This window comes from Oceanisphaera sp. (assembly GCF_048268965.1).
GTDB lineage: Bacteria > Pseudomonadota > Gammaproteobacteria > Enterobacterales > Aeromonadaceae > Oceanimonas.
Genome location: NZ_JBLWUK010000029.1, coordinates 1 through 22750, shown reverse-complemented (window position 1 = coordinate 22750; position 22750 = coordinate 1). Strand labels below are relative to the sequence as shown.

16 protein-coding genes are annotated in these 22750 nt (G+C 58.0%); 13 read left to right on the top strand and 3 right to left on the bottom strand.

Translation table 11 applies throughout. The annotated features are described in order from the left end of the window. Positions 1-290: 290 nt before the first annotated feature. Entirely contained in the window at positions 291-3119 is a 2829-nt protein-coding gene (uvrA, locus tag ACN0VL_RS12300) for an excinuclease ABC subunit UvrA (RefSeq protein WP_417617781.1), read from the bottom strand. 147 nt (positions 3120-3266) lie between these two features. On the opposite strand from uvrA, the gene ACN0VL_RS12295 reads away from it, so the two are divergent. From ACN0VL_RS12295 to ACN0VL_RS12280, 4 genes are all read left to right on the top strand, one after another. Continuing rightward, positions 3267-4640 carry an MFS transporter gene (locus ACN0VL_RS12295; RefSeq protein WP_417617779.1) on the top strand — a complete coding sequence of 458 codons (1374 nt, stop codon included), beginning with the start codon at positions 3267-3269 and terminating at the stop codon, positions 4638-4640. Between the two features lie 14 nt (positions 4641-4654). Further along, the gene (gene ssb / locus ACN0VL_RS12290; protein WP_417617778.1) at positions 4655-5269 is read left to right on the top strand and encodes a single-stranded DNA-binding protein; all 615 of its coding nucleotides are present in this window, start codon (positions 4655-4657) and stop codon (positions 5267-5269) included. Positions 5270-5520: 251 nt separating this feature from the next. Further along, positions 5521-6378: a PA4780 family RIO1-like protein kinase gene (locus ACN0VL_RS12285; RefSeq protein WP_417617776.1), complete on the top strand. Its 858-nt coding sequence runs from the start codon at positions 5521-5523 to the stop codon at positions 6376-6378. A 343-nt stretch (positions 6379-6721) separates the two neighbouring features. Continuing rightward, the gene (locus ACN0VL_RS12280) at positions 6722-8635 is read left to right on the top strand and encodes an EAL domain-containing protein (RefSeq protein ID WP_417617774.1); all 1914 of its coding nucleotides are present in this window, start codon (positions 6722-6724) and stop codon (positions 8633-8635) included. On the opposite strand, the gene ACN0VL_RS12275 is transcribed toward ACN0VL_RS12280, so the two are convergent. Next, on the bottom strand, positions 8632-9549 hold the full coding sequence (locus ACN0VL_RS12275) for a 1-aminocyclopropane-1-carboxylate deaminase/D-cysteine desulfhydrase (protein ID WP_417617773.1): 918 nt from the start codon (positions 9547-9549) through the stop codon (positions 8632-8634). The genes ACN0VL_RS12280 and ACN0VL_RS12275 overlap by 4 nt on opposite strands. A gap of 174 nt (positions 9550-9723) precedes the next feature. On the opposite strand from ACN0VL_RS12275, the gene ACN0VL_RS12270 reads away from it, so the two are divergent. The 8 genes from ACN0VL_RS12270 (at position 9724) to tldD (ending at position 20515) form a co-directional block, all read left to right on the top strand. Then, positions 9724-10767 carry a rod shape-determining protein gene (locus ACN0VL_RS12270; protein ID WP_417617771.1) on the top strand — a complete coding sequence of 348 codons (1044 nt, stop codon included), beginning with the start codon at positions 9724-9726 and terminating at the stop codon, positions 10765-10767. A 36-nt stretch (positions 10768-10803) separates the two neighbouring features. After that, positions 10804-11688: a rod shape-determining protein MreC gene (mreC, locus tag ACN0VL_RS12265; RefSeq protein ID WP_417617769.1), complete on the top strand. Its 885-nt coding sequence runs from the start codon at positions 10804-10806 to the stop codon at positions 11686-11688. Further along, positions 11685-12173 carry a rod shape-determining protein MreD gene (gene mreD, locus ACN0VL_RS12260; protein ID WP_417617767.1) on the top strand — a complete coding sequence of 163 codons (489 nt, stop codon included), beginning with the start codon at positions 11685-11687 and terminating at the stop codon, positions 12171-12173. Before mreC ends, mreD begins: the two co-directional genes overlap by 4 nt. An 8-nt stretch (positions 12174-12181) precedes the next feature. Then, the gene (locus tag ACN0VL_RS12255) at positions 12182-12757 is read left to right on the top strand and encodes a Maf family protein (RefSeq protein ID WP_417617765.1); all 576 of its coding nucleotides are present in this window, start codon (positions 12182-12184) and stop codon (positions 12755-12757) included. A 67-nt stretch (positions 12758-12824) separates the two neighbouring features. Continuing rightward, complete coding sequence (rng, locus tag ACN0VL_RS12250; RefSeq protein WP_417617763.1) at positions 12825-14294, top strand: ribonuclease G; 1470 nt, start codon at positions 12825-12827, stop codon at positions 14292-14294. Then, a complete protein-coding gene (locus ACN0VL_RS12245; RefSeq protein WP_417617761.1) occupies positions 14294-18094 on the top strand; it encodes a YhdP family protein in 3801 nt (1266 codons plus the stop codon). Before rng ends, ACN0VL_RS12245 begins: the two co-directional genes overlap by 1 nt. 157 nt (positions 18095-18251) lie before the next feature. Then, complete coding sequence (locus tag ACN0VL_RS12240) at positions 18252-19073, top strand: carbon-nitrogen hydrolase family protein (protein ID WP_417617759.1); 822 nt, start codon at positions 18252-18254, stop codon at positions 19071-19073. Next, positions 19070-20515, top strand: a complete 1446-nt coding sequence (gene tldD, locus ACN0VL_RS12235) for a metalloprotease TldD (RefSeq protein ID WP_417617757.1) — start codon at positions 19070-19072, stop codon at positions 20513-20515. The genes ACN0VL_RS12240 and tldD overlap by 4 nt, the downstream gene beginning before the upstream one ends. Positions 20516-20625: 110 nt before the next feature. Here tldD and yjgA read toward each other — a convergent pair whose 3' ends face one another. Further along, entirely contained in the window at positions 20626-21150 is a 525-nt protein-coding gene (gene yjgA / locus ACN0VL_RS12230; protein ID WP_417617755.1) for a ribosome biogenesis factor YjgA, read from the bottom strand. A gap of 103 nt (positions 21151-21253) precedes the next feature. Between yjgA and pmbA the strand changes: the two genes are divergently transcribed. Then, positions 21254-22594, top strand: coding sequence for a metalloprotease PmbA (gene pmbA / locus ACN0VL_RS12225; protein ID WP_417617753.1), 1341 nt, complete (start codon positions 21254-21256; stop codon positions 22592-22594). The last annotated feature ends 156 nt before the right edge of the window (positions 22595-22750 follow it).

Here is a 22750-nt window from a genome sequence, read left to right as displayed (position 1 = left end):
ACAATGATTTGTAGATACTTTTGAAATTAGTGGCTTGTCAGGCAGAGGGTACTACTCCTCCGACACGCCGTGGATTAAAGCCATCTTTACTGGGTAACGGCTGTGAATATTCACTGGATATTCAGTCCATTATCCAGCAAAGATACACGGCAGCAAGCTGCCCCATAAAGGCTCAAACCGCGCCATCCCTGGCGCGGATGGTCGGTTGAGCAGACACCCTCTGCCTTCCCATTGACATCGGTGGCGTCGGTCAGTGATGCTCACCGAAGACTTCCTTCACCCCCAACCCTTCACTTCTTCTGTAACATCGGCCGTAAAAAGCGTGCCGTGTGTGAGCTGGGGTGAGCGGCCACTTGCTCCGGGGTGCCGGCTACCAGTATCTGGCCGCCGCCGCTGCCGCCTTCCGGGCCTATGTCGACGATCCAGTCGGCGGTTTTCACCACATCCAGGTTGTGTTCGATAATCACCACCGTATTGCCGTGATCGCGCAGCCGGTGTAACACGGTCAACAGCAGCTGAATATCCTGAAAGTGCAGCCCGGTGGTGGGCTCATCCAGAATATACAGGGTTTGGCCGGTATCGCGTTTCGACAACTCTTTGGCCAGCTTGACGCGTTGCGCCTCACCGCCCGACAGTGTGGTGGCCGACTGGCCGAGACGAATATAAGACAGGCCTACGTCCATCAGGGTTTGCAGCTTGCGGTGAATGGCCGGCACAGGCGCAAAGAACTCGCAGGCCGCTTCCACCGTCATATCCAGCACCTCATGGATGCTCAATCCCTTGTATTTTATCTCCAGGGTTTCGCGGTTGTAACGTTTGCTCTTGCACACATCGCAGGGCACATAAACGTCGGGCAAAAAGTGCATTTCCACCTTGATCAAGCCATCGCCCTGACAGGCTTCGCAGCGCCCACCCTTGACGTTGAACGAGAACCGGCCCGGCTTGTAACCCCGGGAGCGGGCTTCGTGGGTGGCGGCAAACAGCTCGCGAATGGGCGTGAAGATGCCGGTATAGGTGGCGGGGTTGGAGCGCGGCGTGCGGCCGATGGGGCTCTGATCTATGTCCACCACCTTATCGAGCTTGTCCATGCCCTCTATGCTGCGATAGGGCGCCGGTTGGCTCACGGTGGCCTTGTTCAGCTCGCGATGTGCGATGGGGAACAGAGTATTGTTGATCAGGGTCGACTTGCCCGAGCCGGACACCCCCGTAACGCAGGTCATCAAGCCCAGTGGCAGCTGCAAGTCGACGTGTTGCAGGTTGTTGCCGCTGGCGCCCTTCAGGGTTAGCCAGTGCTCACCGACCGGCGTGCGCTCGGCAGGGATGGCAATGCTCTTGGTGCCGGACAGGTAAGCACCGGTCAGGGAGTCGGGGTTGGCCATCACCTCGGCGGGGGTGCCTTGTGCCACTATGTAGCCACCATGCACGCCGGCACCGGGGCCAATATCCAGCACATGGTCGGCGGCACGAATGGCGTCTTCGTCATGCTCTACCACTATTACCGTATTACCCAGATCGCGCAGGTGGGTCAGGGTAGAGAGTAAGCGTTCATTATCCCGTTGATGCAGGCCAATGCTGGGCTCATCCAGTACATACATGACGCCGACCAGGCCGGCACCAATCTGGCTGGCCAGACGAATGCGCTGGGCTTCACCGCCCGAGAGAGTGTCGGCGCTGCGTGACAGCGTCAGGTAATTCAGGCCCACGTTAACCAGAAAGCCCAGACGGGCGACAATTTCCTTGAATATCTTGTCGGCAATTTGTGCCTTCTGGCCCGACAGCTCCATGTTGGTAAAAAAGGCATGTGCCTCGCCAATGGCCATGTCTGCCACTTGCGGCAGGGTATGGTCGGCGACAAAGACGTGGCGCGGGCCTTCTTTCAGGCGGGCACCGCTACAGCCGGGGCAGGCGCGATGGCTTTGATATTTGGCCAGCTCTTCGCGCACCGAGTTCGACTCGGTTTCGCGATAACGGCGTTCCATATTATGCAGAATGCCTTCAAAGGGGTGCTTGCGCACCAGCACATCGCCGCGATCATTCATGTATTTGAAGTCGATACTGGTGCGCCCCGAGCCATACAGCACCGCCTGTTGCACATCGGCGGGCAGATCCTGATAGGGCACTTCCAGATCAAAGTCATAATGCTCGGCCAGTGACGTCAGCATTTGATAATAGTAGTAGCTGCGTTTGTCCCAGCCGCGGATGGCGCCACCGGACAGGCTGAGCTCGGGGTTGCTGATCACCTTCTCGGGGTCAACAATCTGCTGTACGCCCAGGCCATCACAGGTACCACAGGCGCCGGCCGGGTTGTTGAAGGAAAAGATCCTGGGTTCCAGCTCGGCAATGGAGTAACCACATTGCGGACAGGCGAAGTTGGCGGAAAACACCAGTTCGGTCTGGCTGCTGTCGTCCATGGCCACCACGGAAGCGATGCCTCCGGACAGCTCGAGGGCGGTTTCAAAAGATTCGGCCAGGCGTAATTGCAGATCGTCGCGTACCTTGAAACGATCCACCACCACTTCGATGGTGTGTTTCTTTTGCAGCTCCAGAGTCGGCGGATCCGACAAGTCACACACTTCGCCGTCGATGCGGGCGCGAATAAAGCCCTGGGCGGACAAACTATCGAGTAGCTTGGTGTGTTCCCCTTTGCGATCCCGCACCACGGGGGCCAGCAGCATCAGCTTTTCGCCTTCCGGCTGCTCCAGCACCTTGTCGACCATCTGGCTGACGGTCTGTGCCGCCAGAGGCAGGGAGTGAGTAGGGCAGCGAGGCTCGCCAACGCGGGCAAACAACAGGCGCAGATAATCGTAAATTTCGGTGATGGTGCCCACGGTGGAGCGCGGGTTGTGGGAAGTGGACTTTTGCTCGATGGAAATGGCGGGCGACAGGCCTTCAATATGGTCGACGTCCGGCTTTTCCATCAAGGAAAGAAACTGGCGGGCGTAGGCCGACAGCGACTCGACATAGCGACGCTGACCTTCCGCATAAAGGGTATCGAAGGCAAGCGATGACTTACCCGAGCCGGACAGGCCGGTAATGACAATGAGCTTGTCCCGGGGCAGGTCCAGACTGATATTTTTCAGGTTGTGGGTTCTGGCTCCGCGAACTTCGATTGTATCCATCTGCAACATCACCTTGCTGTAAATTCGATCGGCTAGTATGGCATTGGTTCAATAGCCAGCCAAGTTAGAATAAGGATTAATCTTGACTGCGTCCCCGTGCTAAACTAGCGCCTCTTTTTTATCTTACGTGACTGCGCAAGAGGACTCATGAGCGACGAGCAAGGCTTTAGCCCTCGCGAACGACGGGCTTCCTTTACCCTGGCGGGCATCTTTGGCATGCGCATGCTCGGCTTGTTTATGATCATGCCGGTGTTCGCTTTATACGGTAAAGACTTAATCGGTTTTTCGCCCTTGTGGGTGGGCATAGTGATCGGCATTTATGGTCTGACCCAGGCGGTGTTACAAATTCCGGCCGGTTGGCTGTCGGATCGCATCGGGCGCAAGCCGGTGATTTATGGTGGCCTGGCGTTATTTGCCCTGGGCTCAGTGGTGGCCGCCCTGTCGGACTCCGTCTATGGCGTGGCCATCGGCCGGGTGCTGCAGGGTTCGGGGGCCATTGCCGGTGCCACTTTGGCGCTGGCGGCGGATATTACCCGTGAAGAACACCGCACCAAGGCCATGGCCATCATAGGCGTGTGCATCGGTATTTCGTTTGCCATCGCCATGGTGCTGGGCCCGGTACTGGCGTCGCTGTTCGGCTTGTCGGGCGTCTTCTGGGTCACGGCATTGCTGGCCGTGACCGGCATGTTAATGGTGCGCTTTATGCTGCCCGACTCGGTACACCGTGGCCAAGTTCGTGATGTGACGGCGGCGCCCGAGCTGTTTGGCCGGTTATTAAAAGACAAGCAGCTCTTGCGGCTCGACTTTGGCATTCTGTTGCTGCACCTGACGCTCACCGCCGTGTTTGTGGCCTTTCCGCTGACCTTGCTCGATGCCGGACTGGCGGCGGAACACCATTGGTGGTTGTATTTGCCCGCCTTGTTACTGTCGTTTGTGCTGATAGTGCCGGTGTTGATTGTGGGGGCGCGGCGCAATTTGAACAAGCAGCTGTTTCAGGCCTCCATTCTGGTGATGATGGTGGCCCTGATCCTGATGGCGGCAGGCAAGGACAGTATTGCGGTGCTGGCGCTGGCCATGGTGCTGTATTTTACCGCCTTTAACTTTATGGAAGCTTCGTTGCCGGCGTTCCTGTCGATGCTGGCGCCGGCCGGTGCCAAAGGTACGGCGATGGGAATTTATTCGACCAGCCAGTTCTTTGGTGCCTTTTTGGGAGGGGTGCTGGGCGGCTTGCTGTTCCAGCAACTGGGCGGTGCGGGCGTGTTTTTGCTGGTCGCGGCCTGCATGGCCGTCTGGTTCTGGCTGGCGGCGGGTATGCGTAATGTTAGCAAGGTGCGGTCTCATATCCTGCCTATCGGTGTTAATATAGAAAGTACAGAACGTCGGGAGCACTTACTGGCCCAGCTGCTGGCTTTGCCAGGGGTGCACGAAGCCTTGATTATCCCGGAAGAGGGCGCGGCTTACCTTAAGGTCGACGGCAACATTTTTGAATTGGATCAAGCGCAAAGCTTGATTAACCTGTAAGTACGGAGCAAGTTATGGCCAATAGAGGCATTAATAAAGTTATCCTGATCGGCCACCTGGGGCAGGATCCGGAAGTGCGTTACCTGCCTAACGGTAATGCGGTGGCGAACATTACCCTGGCCACCAGCGAAACCTGGCGCGACAAGCAATCCGGCGAGCAGAGAGAGCGTACCGAATGGCACCGGGTGGTGTTTTTCGGCAAGTTGGCCGAAATTGTGGGTGAATACCTGCGCAAGGGCTCTCAGGTGTACGTAGAAGGTCGCCTGCAAACCCGTAAGTGGCAAGATCAAAGTGGCCAGGATAAATACACCACCGAAGTCGTGGTCGATATGGGCGGCACCATGCAAATGCTGGGTGGTCGTCCACAAGGCGGCGGTCAGCAACAGGGTGGTGGTCAAGGCAACTGGGGCCAGCAGGGCGGACAGCCGCAAGGTGGTCAGCAATACGGTGGCCAACAGCAGGGCGGTCAAGGCAACTGGGGCCAGCAAGGCGGCCAGCAGCAGCCTGCACCTCAAGGACAGCCGCAATATGGCCAGCAGCAAGCCGCTGCGCCACAAAACAAGCCAGCCAGCCCGGCGCCTACCTACAATGAGCCGCCCATGGACTTCGATGACGACATTCCGTTCTGACCCGGAATAATCCAAGACATTGACGGTCAAGCCTCCGCGAAAGTGGGGGCTTTATTTTTAGCTGACAGACCCGTGATTAAACCAGCGGTTGACGCCTCTTTCAATAACGAGAGTAAAGGGCGCGAGTGTCCTTTACCATGGCCGTTCTTAGCCGCAAAGGTGATATCCTGTTTGATTCATCTATCCCAATACACGCAGAGCATGTTCGATAACATAATGATTGATAGCCGATCCTACCTGGCAGACCGCCCGTGAAAACACCCAAACGCCTACAGCCGCTCGTCGATGACGGTTTAATCGACGAAGTGCTCAGCCGCCTGATGAGCGGTAAAGAAGCCGATGTTTTCGTTGTTCGCTGTGGCGAGCATATTCGTTGCGCCAAAGTCTATAAAGAGGCGATGAAGCGCAGCTTTAAAAAGGCGGCGCAGTATCAGGAAGGCCGCAAGGTACGCAGTGGCCGACAGGCTCGAGCCATGGAAAAAGGCTCTAAATATGGCCGCCAGCAGCAGGAAGAGATTTGGCAGAATGCCGAAATCGATGCGCTTGCCCGCCTGGCCAGTGCCGGGGTGCGGGTACCCGAAACGTTCGGTTGCGTTGATGGCGTCTTGTTAATGGAGCTGGTCAGCGATGAGGCCGGTGATGTGGCTCCGCAGCTGGGTGAGGTAACAATGTCGGAAGAGCATGCGCTGGAAGATCACGCTCTGATGATGCATTACATTCGGCTCATGCTGTGCGCGGGCATAGTGCACGGTGACCTGTCCGAATTTAACGTCCTGGTTGATGATTACGGCCCCGTGATTATCGACCTGCCGCAAGCGGTGAATGCCGCCGCCAATAACAGCGCGCAAGCCATGTTTGCCCGCGACGTCAATAATATGCGTCGCTATTATGGCGAGTTTGCCCCCGCCTTGTTGCGTACCCAGTACGCCAAAGAGATGTGGGCCTTGTTCGAGGAGGGTAACCTGACACCTAACACCCCCCTCACCGGCGAGTTTGAAGATGACAGCAACAGCGCCGATGTAGACTCGGTACTGGAAGAAATCAAAGCGGCGATGGAAGAAGAACGGGAACGCAAAGAGCGCATCCGTGAAGCCGATGAAAGTGCATAGCGCGAGCCGCCTGTATCTCTCAAGGCCCCGCGACAGCGGGGCCTTGTCACAATAGCGACGTGATTGAGCCAGCGTTGTGCTGCTCATGTCATGAATAACGGGCACTGTGATCGGCGCCACTCACTTGCTTCCCGTCGCTCCTCTGACACGGAATGACGCACTGGGAGCCATTAATCCGCCCACATGCCAATAAAAGGGGCTTTGGGGGCGTACTCCAATAGCGTTGGTGTTTTAGCGACTAGGCTAGGATAATGGCGAATAGGAGTTGTTAGGTGCACTTTAGGTGATAACAGCCACATTCAAGGAAGAAAATCGGTGCCCGCCGTGTAGCCAAGGATTTTTGATGAAATTTACCAATCAACTTACAGCCACTATCAGCTTGTGCATATTGGCGGCCGTAATGATGGTGCTGGTAGGAGCTGGCATCAGCTTCTACCAGATGGGGGCCGTGTATCAGCAGCGCCAGGTCGACTCTGTGGTGCGCTTGATTAATGAAGGCTGGAAAACCGGAGCCGAGCAGCAGGAGATCATAGACAAGTGGCTGCCGTCATTTCTGGATGTGAACGATATTATCTACCTGGAAGTGCTGCAGGAAGACACGGCCCTGTATCGCTTTCATGTCTCGCAGCCCTTGTCGGAAAGCGAGTTGTCGCTGGAGTATCAGCGGCCGCTTGACGCCCACCCTCAGCTGCACCTTCATCTGGTGTTGCGACCCCCTTTCTATCAGATGGCCGATTCTCTGGCCGCGCTGTCCGGTGTGACCGGGGCCATTCTACTGGTGTTTCTGGGGACGCTGTTCATTCTGCGCTGGTTTCGGCGTCAGTTGCGCGGCGTCGAGCTCCTCGAACTGCGCGGGCAGTCTATCTTGCAAGGCAAGCAGAATTTACTGCAGCATGACCCCAAGGAAGAGTGGCCACACTTTGCCAGTCAGGCGCTGGACAAGCTGCTGCTGGAATTGAAAGAAGCGGGTAAAGAGCGCAGTCGCTTCGATACCTATATGCGTGCCAATGTGTTTGTGGATAAAAAGACCGGTATCGGCAACCGGGCCTTTTTCGATAACCGTCTGCAGGCGGCGCTGAACGATTCCGCCAGTCATTCCGGTGCCCTGTTGTTGGTCGAGCTGCAGGATCTGGAACAGATCAACCATCACCTGGGCTATGAGCGCGGCGACGAAATATTGTCTTCTGCGGCCATCTATCTGAGTCACTTTATTCGTCGTATCCCCGGGGCCCTGCAGGCGCGTTATAACGGCAATACCTTTGCCTTGCTGTTCCCCAACCTGGTCGAAAGCGAGGCACAGGAAGCGGCGCGTCAGGTAATGAAGGTATTGCGCCGGCTGCATTGGCCCGATGATGTGAGTGACCCGGCCATTTATATCGGTGGCGTCTGTTTTCGTTATCAGGAGCAGTTATCCCAGATCCAGGAAGAAGCAGAGCTGGCTCTGCGCAGTGCGGCACTGCAGGGGGGAGACGGATACTTTATGTATTATAAAGGCGTCACCGAAGAAAACATGGGCAAGGGAACGGTTCGCTGGCGTACCTTGCTGAGCCGCATCCTGGAGCAGGACCTGATTATGCTGGATCGTCAGGGGGTCTATACCGACACCAGCCAGGCGCCCATCAAGTATGAGCTACTGGCGCGCATTAAGGATGAGCAGGGGCGGGAGCTGTCGGCCGGGCACTTTTTGCCGATGGCAGAAAAATGCGGACTGCTGAAGGAGGTGGACAAGGCGCTGCTGCTAAGGGCCCTGATGCTGTTACAGCAAGACGAGCAGAACACGACCCTGTCGGTCAATATCTCGGCGGCCAGCCTGCTGCACAGTGGGTTTCATAGCTGGCTGGTATTTGAATTGATCCAGCTGCCCAAATCGCTGCTTCAGCACCTGGTTATCGAGCTGTCCGAGGCCCAGGTAAGTCGACACTTTCAGGCGCTGGGCAAGCCCCTGCGAGCCCTCAAGGCATTGGGGTGCCGGTTGTCGATTGATCATGCGGGGCAGGATGTGGTGAGCGCACAATATATTAAAGACTATGATCTGGATTACCTGAAACTGCATTCCAGCCTGGTGCGGGACATCAACCGCAAGCCGACCAATCAGATGGCCGTCAGAAGCTTAATTGGTAATTGCGTGGGCAGCCAGACCCAGGTCATTGCCATGGGGGTGGAAACCGCTGACGAATGGCAATGCTTGTCGCAACTGGGTATTCATTCCGGCCAGGGTTACTTTTTTGCCTGTCCCGAGCGCCTGGCGCCGCCCTAGCGAGCCCCTTGCAGGCCACCGGTGTGAATAAAGAGCAGCCGACTGCCGGCGGCGGGGTAGGCGCCGGCGGCAATATCGCGAAACAATCCCAGCAGCGCCTTGCCGCTGTAAATCGGTTCCAGCGGGATGGCAAGCTGGCTGGCCAATAGCGCAATCTCGGCCCTATCGCTGGCCGAGCATTTGGCATAGCCCCCGCCATGATGATCAAGCGCCAGTTGCCAGCCGTCGTCTTGTGCGGCCGGGGGATACAAACGACAGATTTCGTCGGCTAGCCAGCTGGCACCCTTCAATACCGCATACCCGGTTACTCGGCAGTGGGAAGGACGCGCAGACAGCAGCCCCGCCAGGGTGCCCCCACTGGCGACCGGCAATATCACTTCATCAAGGCCGGGCAGTCGCTGCCCCAGCTCCTGCCACAGTTCAGCCACCCCGGGCAGCGCCAGAGCACAGCTCCCTCCCTCGGGAACGACCAGGTAACCCGGATAGCGTTGCGCCAGCTCGGCCAGCCAGCCGGCCTCCTGACGCCGGCGATATTGCTGGCGGTCGACAAATTCCAGCGACATGCCCCAGTGGCGGGCATCGCTCAGGGTGGGGTTGTCACGACTGCTCGCTTCGCCACGAACGATGCCGACGGTGGGCAGGGCAAGCTGGTGACCTGCCGCGGCAAGAGCATGCAGATGGTTGGAATAGGCGCCGCCAAAGCTGAGTATGCCCGTCGCCCGGTCCGACAGAGCCTGGCGCAGTATGTATTTAAGTTTGCGCCACTTGTTGCCGGAAATAGTCGGGTGCAACAGGTCATCACGCTTGAGCCAGAGGGTCAGCCCGTGCCGGGTCAACAAGGGGTGGTGCAGGGGCTGCAGGCAGGATGCCGCGGGAGGTGATGAGTACAGTCGATGCCAGGAGGATAAAGTCATCACAAAATAAAAAAAGAAGGAATCCGGTAAGTCTAGGGAACTTATTGTTTTATTGAAACCCTTACCCGCTGATGTGTGGTTTTAGCTATGCTTGTTCCTTGCCAGTAGTGGGCTGCATTGATAAAGTTAGCCGCACTTTCCGCATCTTTCTTAATCCAAGGTCCCCTTCAGCATATGTTTAAAAAGCTAAGAGGCATGTTTTCCAACGATCTCTCGATCGATTTGGGCACGGCCAACACACTCATCTACGTTAAAGATCAGGGCATTGTTCTTAACGAGCCTTCTGTTGTGGCGATTCGACAGGAAAGGTCGGGCCAGAGCCAAAGTGTTGCCGCCGTGGGTCATGCTGCCAAACAAATGCTGGGGCGAACCCCGGGAAATATTGCGGCCATTCGCCCCATGAAAGACGGTGTGATCGCCGACTTTTATGTGACCGAGAAAATGCTGCAGCACTTTATCAAGCAAGTACACGACAATAATTTCTTTCGACCCAGCCCCCGGGTGCTGGTGTGCGTGCCTTGCGGATCCACCCAGGTAGAGCGCCGCGCCATCAAGGAATCGGCCCTGGGAGCTGGTGCGCGTGAAGTCTATTTGATCGACGAGCCCATGGCGGCAGCGATTGGGGCGGGATTACCCGTCTCCGAAGCAACCGGCTCCATGGTGGTCGATATTGGTGGCGGAACCACGGAAGTGGCGATTATCTCGCTGAACGGCGTGGTGTATTCGCAATCGGTACGAGTTGGTGGCGATCGCTTCGACGAGTCCATTATCAACTATGTGCGCCGCAACTATGGTTCGTTAATCGGTGAGGCCACGGCAGAGCGCATCAAGCACGAAGTCGGTTCGGCGTACCCCGGTGACGAAGTACTGGAAATTGAAGTGCGCGGCCGTAACCTGGCCGAAGGGGTACCCCGCAGTTTTACCCTTAATTCCAACGAGATCCTGGAAGCGCTGCAAGAGCCGTTGTCGGGCATCGTGAGTGCCGTGATGGTGGCGCTGGAGCAGTCACCTCCCGAGCTGGCGTCGGACATTTCCGAGCGCGGCATGGTGCTGACCGGCGGTGGCGCCCTGTTGCGCGATCTTGATCGTTTATTGATGGAAGAAACGGGTATTCCGGTCGTCGTGGCTGATGATCCCATGACCTGCGTGGCCCGAGGCGGCGGCAAGGCATTGGAAATGATCGACATGCATGGCGGAGACTTGTTCCATTACGATTAATGACGGGGCCGAGCACATCGGCCTGCCTATTGCTCCATGAAACCGATTTTCGGTCGAGGTCCTTCTCTCCCAATCCGCCTGGCGCTGGCGGTGGTGTTGTCGTTGGTACTGATTATTGCCGACAGCCGCTACCAGAGCTTTAACGGGATCAAGGTTTACCTTAACTCTCTGGTCAGCCCCTTGCAGTACATGGCGAACAGCCCCCGGATCCTGCTCGACTCTGCGTCGAGCCAGTTGCTGTCCAATCAGGCACTGCTGGCCCAGTCACAACGACTGGAAAAGCAGCTGTTTTTGCTGCGTGACGACCTGCTGCGCCTGCGTCACCTGGAGCAGGAAAACAAACGACTGCGGGACTTGCTGGGATCGCCGGTGCGTTTTGATACTCGCCGTATGGTGGCGGAGATCATGGCGGTAGACACGGACCCGTTTTCCCATCAGGTGGTGATCGACAAAGGCAGCTTAGCCGGGGTGTTTGAAGGCCAGCCGGTACTCAACGAACAAGGGGTGGTGGGTCAGGTTATTTCGGTGGGCAAGACCACCAGCCGGGTGTTGCTGATCACCGATACCAGCCATGGTATCCCGGTGCGGGTGGCGCGCAACGACATCCGGGCCATTGCCAGTGGCAGTGGCCAGCTCGACCGCCTGTTGCTGCATAATATTACGCGTAATACCGATATCCGGGAAGGAGATGTCCTGTTGAGCTCCGGCCTGGCAGGGCGCTTCCCGGAAGGCTATCCGGTAGGGCGAGTCAGCCGGGTCGGCTACGAAGAGGGCCAGCCCTTTGCCGATATTCGGGTGCAGCCCTTTGCCGCGCTGGACCGGGTGCGCTATTTATTGCTGCTGTGGCCGGAGCCGAAAGTGATTGATGTGGATGAAGCGGTCGCACAGCGACCCGATACCCGTGAGCAAGTAGCACAATGAGAAGCTTTTCTTTGAAAGGGCGCCTGGTGATTGCCACCAGTCTGTTGTTGGCACTCATGTTATCCATCCTGCCGCTGCCCGATCTGATCGCCCCCTTTCGACCCGACTGGCTGCTGGTCACCCTCATCTACTGGACCATAGCCCTGCCACACAGAGCCAATGTGGGCACGGCATTCTTTTCCGGACTGGTGCTGGATATGCTGCTCGGCTCCGTGCTGGGCATTCATGCCCTGGCCCTGGTGATCCCTGTCTATCTGGCCGCCTCCCAGTTTCAGCGCATGCGCAACTACTCGGTCTGGCAGCAGGCGTTCGTGGTGGGCGCGCTGGCCATTATCAACAAGCTGCTGATCTTCTGGGCCGCCTACATGAATCGAGACATACAGCTCGATTACCACTATTTTTGGTCTATCGTCAGTAGCATGGTGTTCTGGCCCTGGATATTTTTGCTGCTGCGCAAATGTCGCCGCCAGTTCGCCCTGTCTTGAGGTTGCCTATGTCCCCCCTGATTTATCTTGCCTCCGGCTCTCCGCGTCGCCGCGAGCTGCTTGCTCAGCTGGAGTTGCCATTCGAGTTGCTGCTGCCTCAGGTGGAAGAACGGCAGCAGGTCGGTGAAACGGCGGCAACCTATGTACAGCGTCTGGCCCGTGACAAGGCGAATGCCGGCGTGGCCATGGCCCCTTTGCCGTTGCCGGTACTGGCTGGCGACACCATAGTGGTGTTGGACGGTGAGGTACTGGAAAAGCCTGCAGACCAGGCCGAGGGCTACGCCATGCTGCGGCGTCTGTCCGGCCGAACCCATCAGGTGATGACGGCGATGGCCTTGGCCAGCCACCGGCAGCTTGAAGGGGTGACGGTGTGTACCGAGGTGACGTTTCGTGAGCTGACCGACGCGGATATTACCCGATATTGGGCCAGCGGCGAGCCCACCGACAAGGCCGGTGGATATGGTATTCAAGGACTGGGTGGGCGTTTCGTAGAACGAATCAATGGCAGTTACAGTGCCGTGGTGGGCTTGCCCCTGGTAGAAACCGAAGCCTTATTGCGCCGGGCAGGGGTTTTGTTGGGCTGATTGCTTATCCCGTCGCCATTCTATGATAGTTTAGAGAACATTAACTTCTTCTATGTACGGTGCAAGCATGTCGGCAGAACTGATCATCAATGTGACTCCCGCAGAAACCCGAGTCGCGCTAGTGGAAAATGGAATTCTGCAAGAAGTGCATGTCGAGCGTCAGTCGCGGCGCGGCATAGTCGGCAATATCTACAAAGGCAAAGTCAGTCGGGTACTGCCCGGCATGCAGGCCGCCTTTGTCGATATTGGCGGCGAACGAGCCGCCTTTTTACACGCCTCCGATATAGTCCCCCATACCGAATGTGTCGATACCAAAGAACAGGCGCACTTTCAGGCCGGTAACATTGCCGAGCTGGTGCGCCAGGGGCAGGACATAGTGGTGCAGGTGGTCAAGGATCCGTTGGGCACCAAAGGCGCCCGACTGACCACCGACATTACCCTGCCTTCCCGTTATCTGGTGTTTATGCCCGGCAGTGCCTATGTGGGTGTGTCGCAGCGCATCGACTCCGAGCAGGAGCGGGACCGGCTCAAGCAAATCGTGGGCAGCTATGTGGACGAGCAGGGCGGTTACATCATACGTACCGCCGCCGAAGGCGTGGGGGAAGACGAGCTGGCGCAGGACGCGGCCTTTCTCAATCGCCTGTGGCGTAAAATTCAGGAGCGGCGCAGCAAGTATTCCGCCTGTTCCATGTTGTATGAAGACCTAGGGCTAAGTTGTCGTATCGTGCGGGATTTTGTGGGAACCGAGCTGGACAGGGTTCGTATCGACTCCCGTGGCACCTGCGAGACCCTGGGGGGCTTTGTCGAGGAATTTGTCCCCGAGTTGGCGGGAAAAATCGAGTATTACCAGGGTGAAGCGCCGATCTTCGATCTTTATGATGTAGAAAACGAAATTCAGCGGGCGCTGGATCGCAAAGTCGAGCTCAAGTCCGGCGGCTACCTGATTATCGATCAAACCGAAGCCATGACCACGGTCGATATCAATACCGGCGCCTTTGTCGGCCATCGCAACCTGGAAGAAACCATCTTCAATACCAACACCGAAGCCACCCAGGCCATTGCCCGACAGCTGCGACTGCGTAATCTGGGCGGTATTATCATTATCGACTTTATCGATATGTATGACTCGGATCACAAGCGGCGGGTGCTGCACAGCCTGGAGATGGCACTGGCAAAAGACAGAGCCAAAACCAACGTGAACGGCTTTTCGCAGTTGGGACTGGTAGAAATGACGCGCAAGCGCACCCGGGAAAGCCTGGAGCATGTGCTGTGCGGGACCTGCCCCGAGTGCAATGGCCGAGCACGGGTCAAAACCGTCGAAACCGTCTGCTATGAAATCCTGCGCGAGATCACCCGGGTCAACAAGGCCTACGACGCCGACAAGTTTGTGGTGTATGCCTCACTGGCAGTGGCATCGGCACTGCAGGAAGATCAGTCTCACATGCTGGCCGAACTGGAAGTCTTTATCGGCAAGCAGGTAAAAGTGAGCAGTGAGCCGCTGTATAACCAAGAGCAGTTTGATGTGGTGATGATGTAGTGTCAGTGGTGTTCCGGCGAAGTTTGAACTGGGCCTGGCTCAGTCTGGCGGCGGTGGCGGTGTTGCTGGCGGTGCTGGTGACCTTGTTGCGCTTTGGTTCGCCCTGGCTTGCTGGCTGGCAACAGCAGTGGCTGGATCAACTGCTGGAGGATCAGCAGCTGACGCTTGAAATCGGTCAGCTCGGTCTCGGCTGGCAGGATTACGGGCCTGTGCTGGTGGTGAACCAGGTGAGCCTGCATCAGGAGGATGCCCCGGCCCTCACCTTGCGCCGCGCCCTGGTGGATGTGCAGTTGTGGCACAGTATTCGCCAGTGGCGACCGGTACTGAACGAGCTGACGCTGGAGGGGCTGCGGCTGCCGCTCACCCTGGGCAGCGAGCCCGATGCCGGCCCCGGAACCATCGACTGGAGTGGGGTGCGGCATCTGATACTGGAGGGGGTCGAGCAGTTTTCTCTGCAGGATGCCCAGCTCATCGTCAGCGGCCCGGATCAAGACTTGTTCGAGCTGCACCTTCCCGATTTACACTGGCAAAATGCTCCGGGTCTGCATCAGGGCCAGGGGCGGCTGGGCTTTGGCCCGGATGCCAGTCAGCAATTTCAGCTCAGCAGCCATTTTACCGGATCCGCCGATCGGCTGGACGGCAGCATTTACCTGCAGGCCGATGCCGTGGATGCGACCAAGGTCCTCAGCCGTATTCGGCCCGAGGATCCGGCGGTGAGTGCGGAGGTGAACTTCGAGTTCTGGCTGGAGTGGCAGCAGGGGCAACTGAGTGCCGGCTTGCTCGAACTGGGTGAAAATCGCTTCGGCTGGGGCGAGCAGCACCATATCGCCATCCAGGGAGGGCGACTGCAGTGGCAACCCACGGCGGCGGGCTGGCAGCTGGCCAGCAGCGATATCGACATTAGCGTGGATGATGAAGCCTGGCCGAGCTGGCATTTGCAGCTGGATCGGCATCAGGATCGCCTGCAGGGCTATCTGAACCGCCTGACCTTTACCGACCTGGCGTTACTGGCGCAATGGGGGGAAAGCTTCTGGCCCACCCCCGCACGTCAGCTGGAGGGCATAGCACCGCGTGGCCAGCTAACCGAGGTGTATTTTTCTGCCGATGCCAATATGGAACATTGGCGCTGGCAGGGCGAGCTACGGGACATTAGTACGCAAGCCTTTGAATGGGCGCCACAAACCCGGGGGCTGAGTGGTAGTTTCGTGGTGGCGGCCGACGGGGGCGAGCTGAATGTACAGCAGCAAGCCGCCGCCGACTGGAGGTTTGACGAGGCTTTTCGGGTTCCTTGGCCCATGCAGCGACTCTCTGCAGAGTTGCAGTGGCACAAACAAGACGAAGGGTGGCGGTTGTGGAGCCGCCAGCTCGAAGTCGACACCCGGGATCTGACCCTGCAGGGCTGGTTCAGCTTGCTGCTACCCGAACAAGCCTCTCCCTTGCTGAGTGCCTCGGCGCGGGTCGATGTATTGCGCGCCGAGCAAGCCTTCAGCTATTTTCCCGAGCCGCTGATGGGCTCGGCCCTGGTGGACTATTTGCAGGGGGCCATTGCCGGCGGCCAGGCCGAAGGAGCCGAAGTACTCTGGTACGGCCGGTTGAACCAGTTTCCCTACCATGACGAAAGCGGTATCTTCCAGGCGCGAGTGCCGCTGCGTCAGGCACAATTTCGCTTTGATCCCCACTGGCAGCCCTTATCGGATTTAAACCTGGATCTGCTGTTTGAAAACGATGGTCTTTACATGAAGGGGAGTCAGGGGCGGCTCGGTGCCGTTAATGCCAGCGCCATCGATGCCCGCATTGCCCCGTTGAACCAGACCGCCAAGCTGGAGCTGAGTGCCGAGATCAACGGCGATGGTGAGGCGGTCACCGCCTATTTACAAGACTCTCCGCTGGCCACCTCTGTGGGTATTACGCTGGAGCAGGTGCAGGTTAGCGGCCCACTGGACGCCCGACTGGCGTTGACCATACCCCTGCAGGGGGGCGCGGTGGCGGTAGATGGCCAGGTGGATTTTGCGCGTAACAAGGTGCGGGTCAAGCCGCTTGATTTGCCGCTGGATGAAGTGAGTGGCCGTTTGTTGTTTGATGAACGGCAAACCCGGTTCCAGGATCTGCAGGCCCGGTGGCACGGGCAGCCGTTGCGGCTGGACTATAACGGCCAGGATACGGGGGAGGCCTATGAGGTCAAGCTGGCGATCCGGGGGCAGTTGCAGGCTGAAAAATGGCATGGCCTGTCTCCGTCGCTGAAGCAGTTGGCAGGCAGCACCGACTGGCGCGGTCAGCTGGATCTGACCCTGCCCGATCAAGGGGCGCTGCACTATCGTTTTAGCGCCGATTCGGCGTTGACCGGGCTCGGCAGTCGGTTGCCCCCGCCACTCGATAAGCCAGCCGGACGCAATCAGCCCAGCCAGGTGACGCTCAGTGGTAACCTGGAGCGGGCACAACTTGAACTTAATCTGGGCGAGCATATCAACGGCCAGGCCAGGCTGGCGTTCGCCGAGACGGGACCACGAGTACAGCAGCTTTGGCTGTCGGCCGGAGCCGGGGTGAATGCGGCCTTGCCCAGAGCCCCACTGGATATAGCGGTACGGGTTCCCGACCTGCCGCTGGATGACTGGCTGGCGTTATTGACCGAGCTGCAGGAGCCCTTGTCGGGCAACGGCGAGGGGGCTGTGGCGAGCACTGGCGGCATCAGCTGGCCCAGCCCTTATCGTGTCGCGGTGCAGGCCAGCCGTGGCCAGCTGTGGCAGCAGCCGCTGAATCAGCTCAGGTTATCCATCAGCCCTCAGGGCACGGCACGGCAACAACTGCATATTCAGGCCGAACAGGCCGAGGGCCGCGTCAGTTTTGGCGGCCAGCAACCCCTGCAGGCCAACTTCAGGCGTTTGTGGCTGGGCCAGGAAACAAAGGCGGCAGAGGCGTCCAGCCGAGGGGCCGAGTCGGTAATAAAGATACAGCCCAAACAGATACCGGCACTGCAGTTTCAGTGTGACGATTGCCGCTGGCAGCGGCTGGCGTTGGGCAAGCTGGCATTTGAACTGCAACCTCAGCCCGGGGAAAATGGTATACAGTTAACCGATCTGGTTCTGGATGGCCCCTTGCTGCAGGTGCAGGCTCGTGGCCAGTGGCTGCAGCAGCAAAGTGTCAACTTGAGCCGCCTGGAATGGCAAAGCAGCAGTGCGTCTTTGCAGCGGTTGTGGCAGGCACTTGATAAGGAGTCGCCCTTTAGTGATACCTCGGCCCGGCTCGATGGTGAACTGCGCTGGCTGGACGTGCCCTGGCAACCCGAGCTTGCCAGCATGAATGGCACCCTGGCGCTTGATACCGGGGCGGGCGTCTTACGGGAAATCAACGACCGGGGAGCCGGCCTGCTCTCGGTGTTCAGCCTGGAGTCGGTATTGCGCCGGCTGCGCCTGGACTTTCGGGATGTGTATGCCGAAGGCTTTTACTTTGATCGCATCAGCGCCCGTGGCGAGCTAAGCAATGGACGATTGCAAAACGACGACCTGTTGCTGAAAGGGGCGGCAGGTGACTTGAAAGGCAGGGGAGCTGTCGACTTTGCCGCAGAGCGGATTGACTATGAGTTTGAGCTGACCCCCAATTTAACCGGTAATCTTCCGGTGCTGGCGGCGTTTGCCGTGACCCCGGTCACCGGGCTGTATGTGCTGGCACTGTCCAAGGTGCTGGGACCGGTCGTCGATGTGTTTACCCGCATTCGTTATCGGGTGACCGGGCCGCTGGCGCACCCCGAGGTGACCGAGCTGGGACGAGACAGACAGCGAGTAGCGGTGCCGGATGCGCCGTAAAAGGCAAGGAGTAAAGAGTGAGGTGTAAAAGGTGAGGGGGAAGGTGAAAGTGAAAGGAAAACCGTCAGCTTGCAGTTGTCAGTTACAGCCCATCCCCGAATTTGCGCGTTAGGTGTTTGCGCCTCACACCTCACCATGCATAAGGAGCAGATAAATAATGGAATTGGTAGCGATACAGATAAATGCCGGACCCGACTGGGAAGCTAATCGAGCGCGACTGGCCTCCCAGTTGCAGCAATTACCCGCTCAGCGGCCGTTATTGGTGCTGTTGCCCGAGAATGCGGCGACGTTCGGCAATAAAAAAGCGATACAGCAGCAAGCAGAGCCACTGGGCGAGGGCCCGATTCAGGCTCAGTTCAGTCAGTGGGCGCGCGAGCATGGCATTTGGCTGGTGGTCGGCTCCATGCCGACCCGCATCGAGGGCAGCGAGCGACTGCATGCGACCAGCCTGGTGTATAACGAGCAGGGCGAGCGAGTCGGGCATTATCACAAGTTGCATCTGTTTGATGTGGACGTGGCCGACAATCAGGGCCGTTACCGTGAATCCGACAGCTATGCGCCCGGCGATGAACTTTGCGTGATCGACAGTCCCTTCGGGCGTTTGGGCTTGTCTATCTGTTATGATTTGCGTTTTCCTGAATTATATCGGGCGTTGCGCGCCAGGGGCGCCGACATTTTACTGATACCGGCAGCCTTTACCCGTGTGACGGGACAGGCACACTGGATGCCCTTGCTGCAGGCCCGCGCCATTGAAAACCAGTGCTATGTGCTGGCGGCAGGCCTGTATGGTGAGCAGGGTGCACGGCAAACCTGGGGGCACTCGGTGATTATCAACCCGTGGGGGGAGATCGAGAGCTGTTTACCCAAAGGGGAAGGGCTGATAGTGGCACCCATAGACACAGAGCGACTGGCCCTTATTCGTCGGCAAATGCCAGTGGCCCAACATGCCCGCTTAAGCGCGGTTTGGAGAAGTGAATGAGTATTGAACAAATTAACCGCAGCATTTTGGTACCCAACGAACTGGATATGGCACTGCTGGATGCCCAGCTGGCTCGACTGAGCCGGCATCAGATTGACTTTGCCGATCTTTATTTTCAAAACAGCGTACACGAGTCCTGGGTACTGGAAGACGGCATCGTAAAAGACGGCAGCTATAACATAGAGCAAGGCGTGGGCGTGCGTGCCGTCAGTGGGGAAAAAACCGGGTTTGCCTATTCCGATGAACTGACGGCCAGCTCGCTGGATCAGGCGGTCAGTGCCGCTCGCGGTATTGCAGAAAAGGGCGGCGATGGCCGCTTCAAGATCGGCCAGGAGCGCCCCGTTACCAGCCGGTATATGGCGGTCAATCCACTGGATAGCCTGACTCGCGAGCAAAAGATTGAGCTGCTACAGCAGATGGACGCCTTCGCCCGCAGCCTGGATCCCTCGGTCACTCAGGTGATCGCGTCGATTTCAGGGGTGTACGAAGAAATTCTGGTGTTGGCCACCGATGGCACGCTGGCCACCGATTTGCGGCCACTGGTACGGTTGAACTGTTCGGTCCTGGTTGAGCGCAAGGGACGTCGTGAGCGCGGCAGCAGTGGCGGCGGCGGTCGAGTGGGCTATGAATACTTTTTAGAAGAGCTCGACGGCCAGCCCAGAGCCATGAGCTATGTAAAGGAAGCGCTACGCCAGGCTCTGGTCAACCTGGAAGCCATTGACGCGCCTGCGGGCACCATGCCGGTGGTGCTAGGTGCGGGCTGGCCGGGCGTCTTGCTGCATGAAGCGGTAGGCCATGGTCTGGAAGGGGACTTCAACCGCAAGGGCTCGTCAGCCTATGCGGGACGCATCGGTGAGCAGGTGGCCTCCAGCCTGTGTACCATAGTGGATGACGGCACCCTGGCCAATCGTCGCGGCTCCTTGACCATAGACGATGAAGGGACCGCCACCGGTTACAATGTGCTGATCGAAAACGGCATCCTCAAAGGCTACATGCAGGACAAGCTGAATGCGCGGCTGATGGGCATGGCGCCCACCGGTAATGGCCGCCGCGAGTCTTACGCCCATTTGCCCATGCCGCGGATGACCAACACTTATATGCTGCCGGGAGAAACCCCGCCGGAAGAGATCATCAAGAGCGTGAAAAAGGGCATTTATGCGCCCAACTTCGGCGGTGGTCAGGTCGATATTACGTCTGGCCGGTTCGTGTTTTCCGCCTCCGAAGCCTATCTGATCGAAGATGGCAAGATCACGGCACCCATCAAGGGCGCGACCCTGATTGGTAACGGCCCCGAGGCCATGAGTCAGGTGTCCATGGTGGGTAACGATCTGGCACTGGATGCCGGCGTGGGTGTGTGCGGTAAAGACGGCCAAAGCGTACCGGTCGGCGTGGGTCAGCCAACCCTGAAGCTGGATCAACTGACGGTAGGTGGCACGCAATAAAACACAGCCGTAAGCTGTAAGCGATAAGCTATCAAAAAAGGCACCGCATCTACAGATGCGGTGCCTTTTCTTTAACTGACAGCTTATAGCTTACGGCTGACCGCTGTTCTTTATTCTTCTGCAATATTTGCTTTCAGGTACTGAAACAATTCGCGGTAGGCGGCGGGGGGCAGGCCGGCGGCCAGCTCTTTGCGGCCGGTGCGAGCCAGTTGGCGCAGTTTCTGCCGGTCCAGGTGGCGGTGCTCGAACATCAGCGCGTTCACGCCTTTATCGCCTTCCTTGATCAAGCGGTCACGCCATAGCTCCAGCTTGTGGAATTTGGCGTTGGCCACGGCGTTTTTATGCTCGAAGCCCGCCAGAGCCTTCTGAATGTCGGTCACGTCCCGGGTGCGCATCAGCTTGCCGATATATGACATGTGGCGGCGCAGACCTTCACGTTTATTGTGCAGCCGGTGTGCCAGCTCTATGGCTTCCTGCAAGTCTTCATCCAGGGGAACCTTGGCCAGTTCATGGGGTTTAAGCTTGACCAGCGTCTCGCCCAGTTTCTGCAGGGCGCGACTCTCGCGCTTCATTTCACTTTTACTGACCCACTCGATTTCATCATCTTTCTCTGGAGCATCGTCATGGTGGCGCATAGCTTTTCCGTCTTTATTAAGAATTACATATATATTAACAGCTTCTCCCAAGGCGCGCAGGGGTCTGTTATGCTAACTGCAAACTGAGCCAGCGATATGAATCATGAACCCAGCAGATATTCAAAATGAACAGCGCCAGCTAGAGCTGGCAGTCGAACAGGCCCTTGCCAGTGCCAAGCGCCTGGGCGCCGACACCGCCGAGGTGTCGATCAGTAAACAAACCGGCTTGTCGGTCAATACCCGCAACGGTGAACTGGAAAATATCGAGTTCAACAAAGACGGTGCCCTGGGCATTGCCGTGTACCGGGATGGCCGTAAAGGCTCGGCGTCTACCTCCGACTTGCGGCCCGAAGCCATTGCCCGAACGGTTGCGGCGGCGATGGACATTTCGCGTTATACCACGGCGGATCCCTTCGCCGGACTGGCACCGTCCGAGGCGTTGGCCTGGGAGGCGCCCGAACTGGAGTTGTGCTTCCCTCATCCCCTTGAACCGGCCGATGGCCTCGAGCTGGCCCTGCGCTGCGAGCAGCAGGCGCTGGGGCGCGATCCGCGCATCAAACAGTCGGACGGCGCCAGTTTTTCCACCAATCTGGGTATCAAGGTCTACGGCAACAGCCATGGCTTTATCAAGGGTTATGCGGGCAGCCGCTTTGGTCTGAGCTGTGTCCTGATTGGCGAGCAAGACGGTGACATGCAGCGTGAGTATGGCTACACCTCGGCACGCAGCTTCGACGATCTCTGGACGCCCGAGCAAGTCGCCGATGAGGCGGTTAGCCGCACCCTGGGCCGACTGGGTGGGCGCAAGATAGGTACCACGCGAGCGCCGGTGCTGTTTCACCCGGATGTGGCCGCCAGCCTGTTCGGCCATCTGGTGATGGCCATCAGTGGTGGCAACCTGTATCGACAGTCATCCTTCCTGCTCGATGCCCTTGGCGAACGAATTTTCCCCGACTGGTTCGATATTCACGAGCAGCCGCACCTGCATAAGGGGCTGGCCAGCTCGCCCTTCGATAACGAAGGGGTACGTACCACAGAGCGGCACATTATCGAGCAGGGCCGACTGCAAACCTACTTGCTGACCAGCTATGCGGCGCGCAAGATGAATATGGAGCTCACCGGCCATGCGGGGGGTATCCATAACTGGACGATCGCCAACACGGGGCAAAGCCAGGAGCAGTTGCTGAAAATGATGGGCACGGGTCTGCTGGTAACCGAAATGATGGGCCAGGGCGTCAATATCGTGACCGGTGACTATTCACGAGGCGCGGCCGGCTTTTGGGTAGAAAACGGAGAGATTGCCTATCCGGTGGAAGAAATCACCATAGCGGGTAACCTGAAAGACATGTTTGCCGGCATTCAGGCGGTAGGCACCGACATCGAAACCCGCTCCAGCCTGCACACCGGCTCGGTGTTAATCGACGAGATGAAGATCGGCGGACAATAACCCTCCGGGCAGCGGCAAGCCATAAGCTGGAAGTTAAAGCACCGCATCTGAGGATGCGGTGCTTTTTTATTGGACTTGTCTTATACCAAACAGATTAAATAGCAGATCTATTTTCTTGCTCTATAAAGGTCGGATAAAGGGCCTCCTCCACCGACA

What these genes read in the sequence shown, in the direction of transcription:
- uvrA (WP_417617781.1), bottom strand. Translation starts at nt 3,119, where the DNA reads ATGGATACAATCGAAGTTCGCGGAGCCAGAACCCACAACCTGAAAAAT.
- ACN0VL_RS12295 (WP_417617779.1), top strand. Translation starts at nt 3,267, where the DNA reads ATGAGCGACGAGCAAGGCTTTAGCCCTCGCGAACGACGGGCTTCCTTT.
- ssb (WP_417617778.1), top strand. Translation starts at nt 4,655, where the DNA reads ATGGCCAATAGAGGCATTAATAAAGTTATCCTGATCGGCCACCTGGGG.
- ACN0VL_RS12280 (WP_417617774.1), top strand. Translation starts at nt 6,722, where the DNA reads ATGAAATTTACCAATCAACTTACAGCCACTATCAGCTTGTGCATATTG.
- ACN0VL_RS12275 (WP_417617773.1), bottom strand. Translation starts at nt 9,549, where the DNA reads ATGACTTTATCCTCCTGGCATCGACTGTACTCATCACCTCCCGCGGCA.
- ACN0VL_RS12270 (WP_417617771.1), top strand. Translation starts at nt 9,724, where the DNA reads ATGTTTAAAAAGCTAAGAGGCATGTTTTCCAACGATCTCTCGATCGAT.
- mreC (WP_417617769.1), top strand. Translation starts at nt 10,804, where the DNA reads ATGAAACCGATTTTCGGTCGAGGTCCTTCTCTCCCAATCCGCCTGGCG.
- mreD (WP_417617767.1), top strand. Translation starts at nt 11,685, where the DNA reads ATGAGAAGCTTTTCTTTGAAAGGGCGCCTGGTGATTGCCACCAGTCTG.
- ACN0VL_RS12255 (WP_417617765.1), top strand. Translation starts at nt 12,182, where the DNA reads ATGTCCCCCCTGATTTATCTTGCCTCCGGCTCTCCGCGTCGCCGCGAG.
- rng (WP_417617763.1), top strand. Translation starts at nt 12,825, where the DNA reads ATGTCGGCAGAACTGATCATCAATGTGACTCCCGCAGAAACCCGAGTC.
- ACN0VL_RS12240 (WP_417617759.1), top strand. Translation starts at nt 18,252, where the DNA reads ATGGAATTGGTAGCGATACAGATAAATGCCGGACCCGACTGGGAAGCT.
- tldD (WP_417617757.1), top strand. Translation starts at nt 19,070, where the DNA reads ATGAGTATTGAACAAATTAACCGCAGCATTTTGGTACCCAACGAACTG.
- yjgA (WP_417617755.1), bottom strand. Translation starts at nt 21,150, where the DNA reads ATGCGCCACCATGACGATGCTCCAGAGAAAGATGATGAAATCGAGTGG.
- pmbA (WP_417617753.1), top strand. Translation starts at nt 21,254, where the DNA reads ATGAACCCAGCAGATATTCAAAATGAACAGCGCCAGCTAGAGCTGGCA.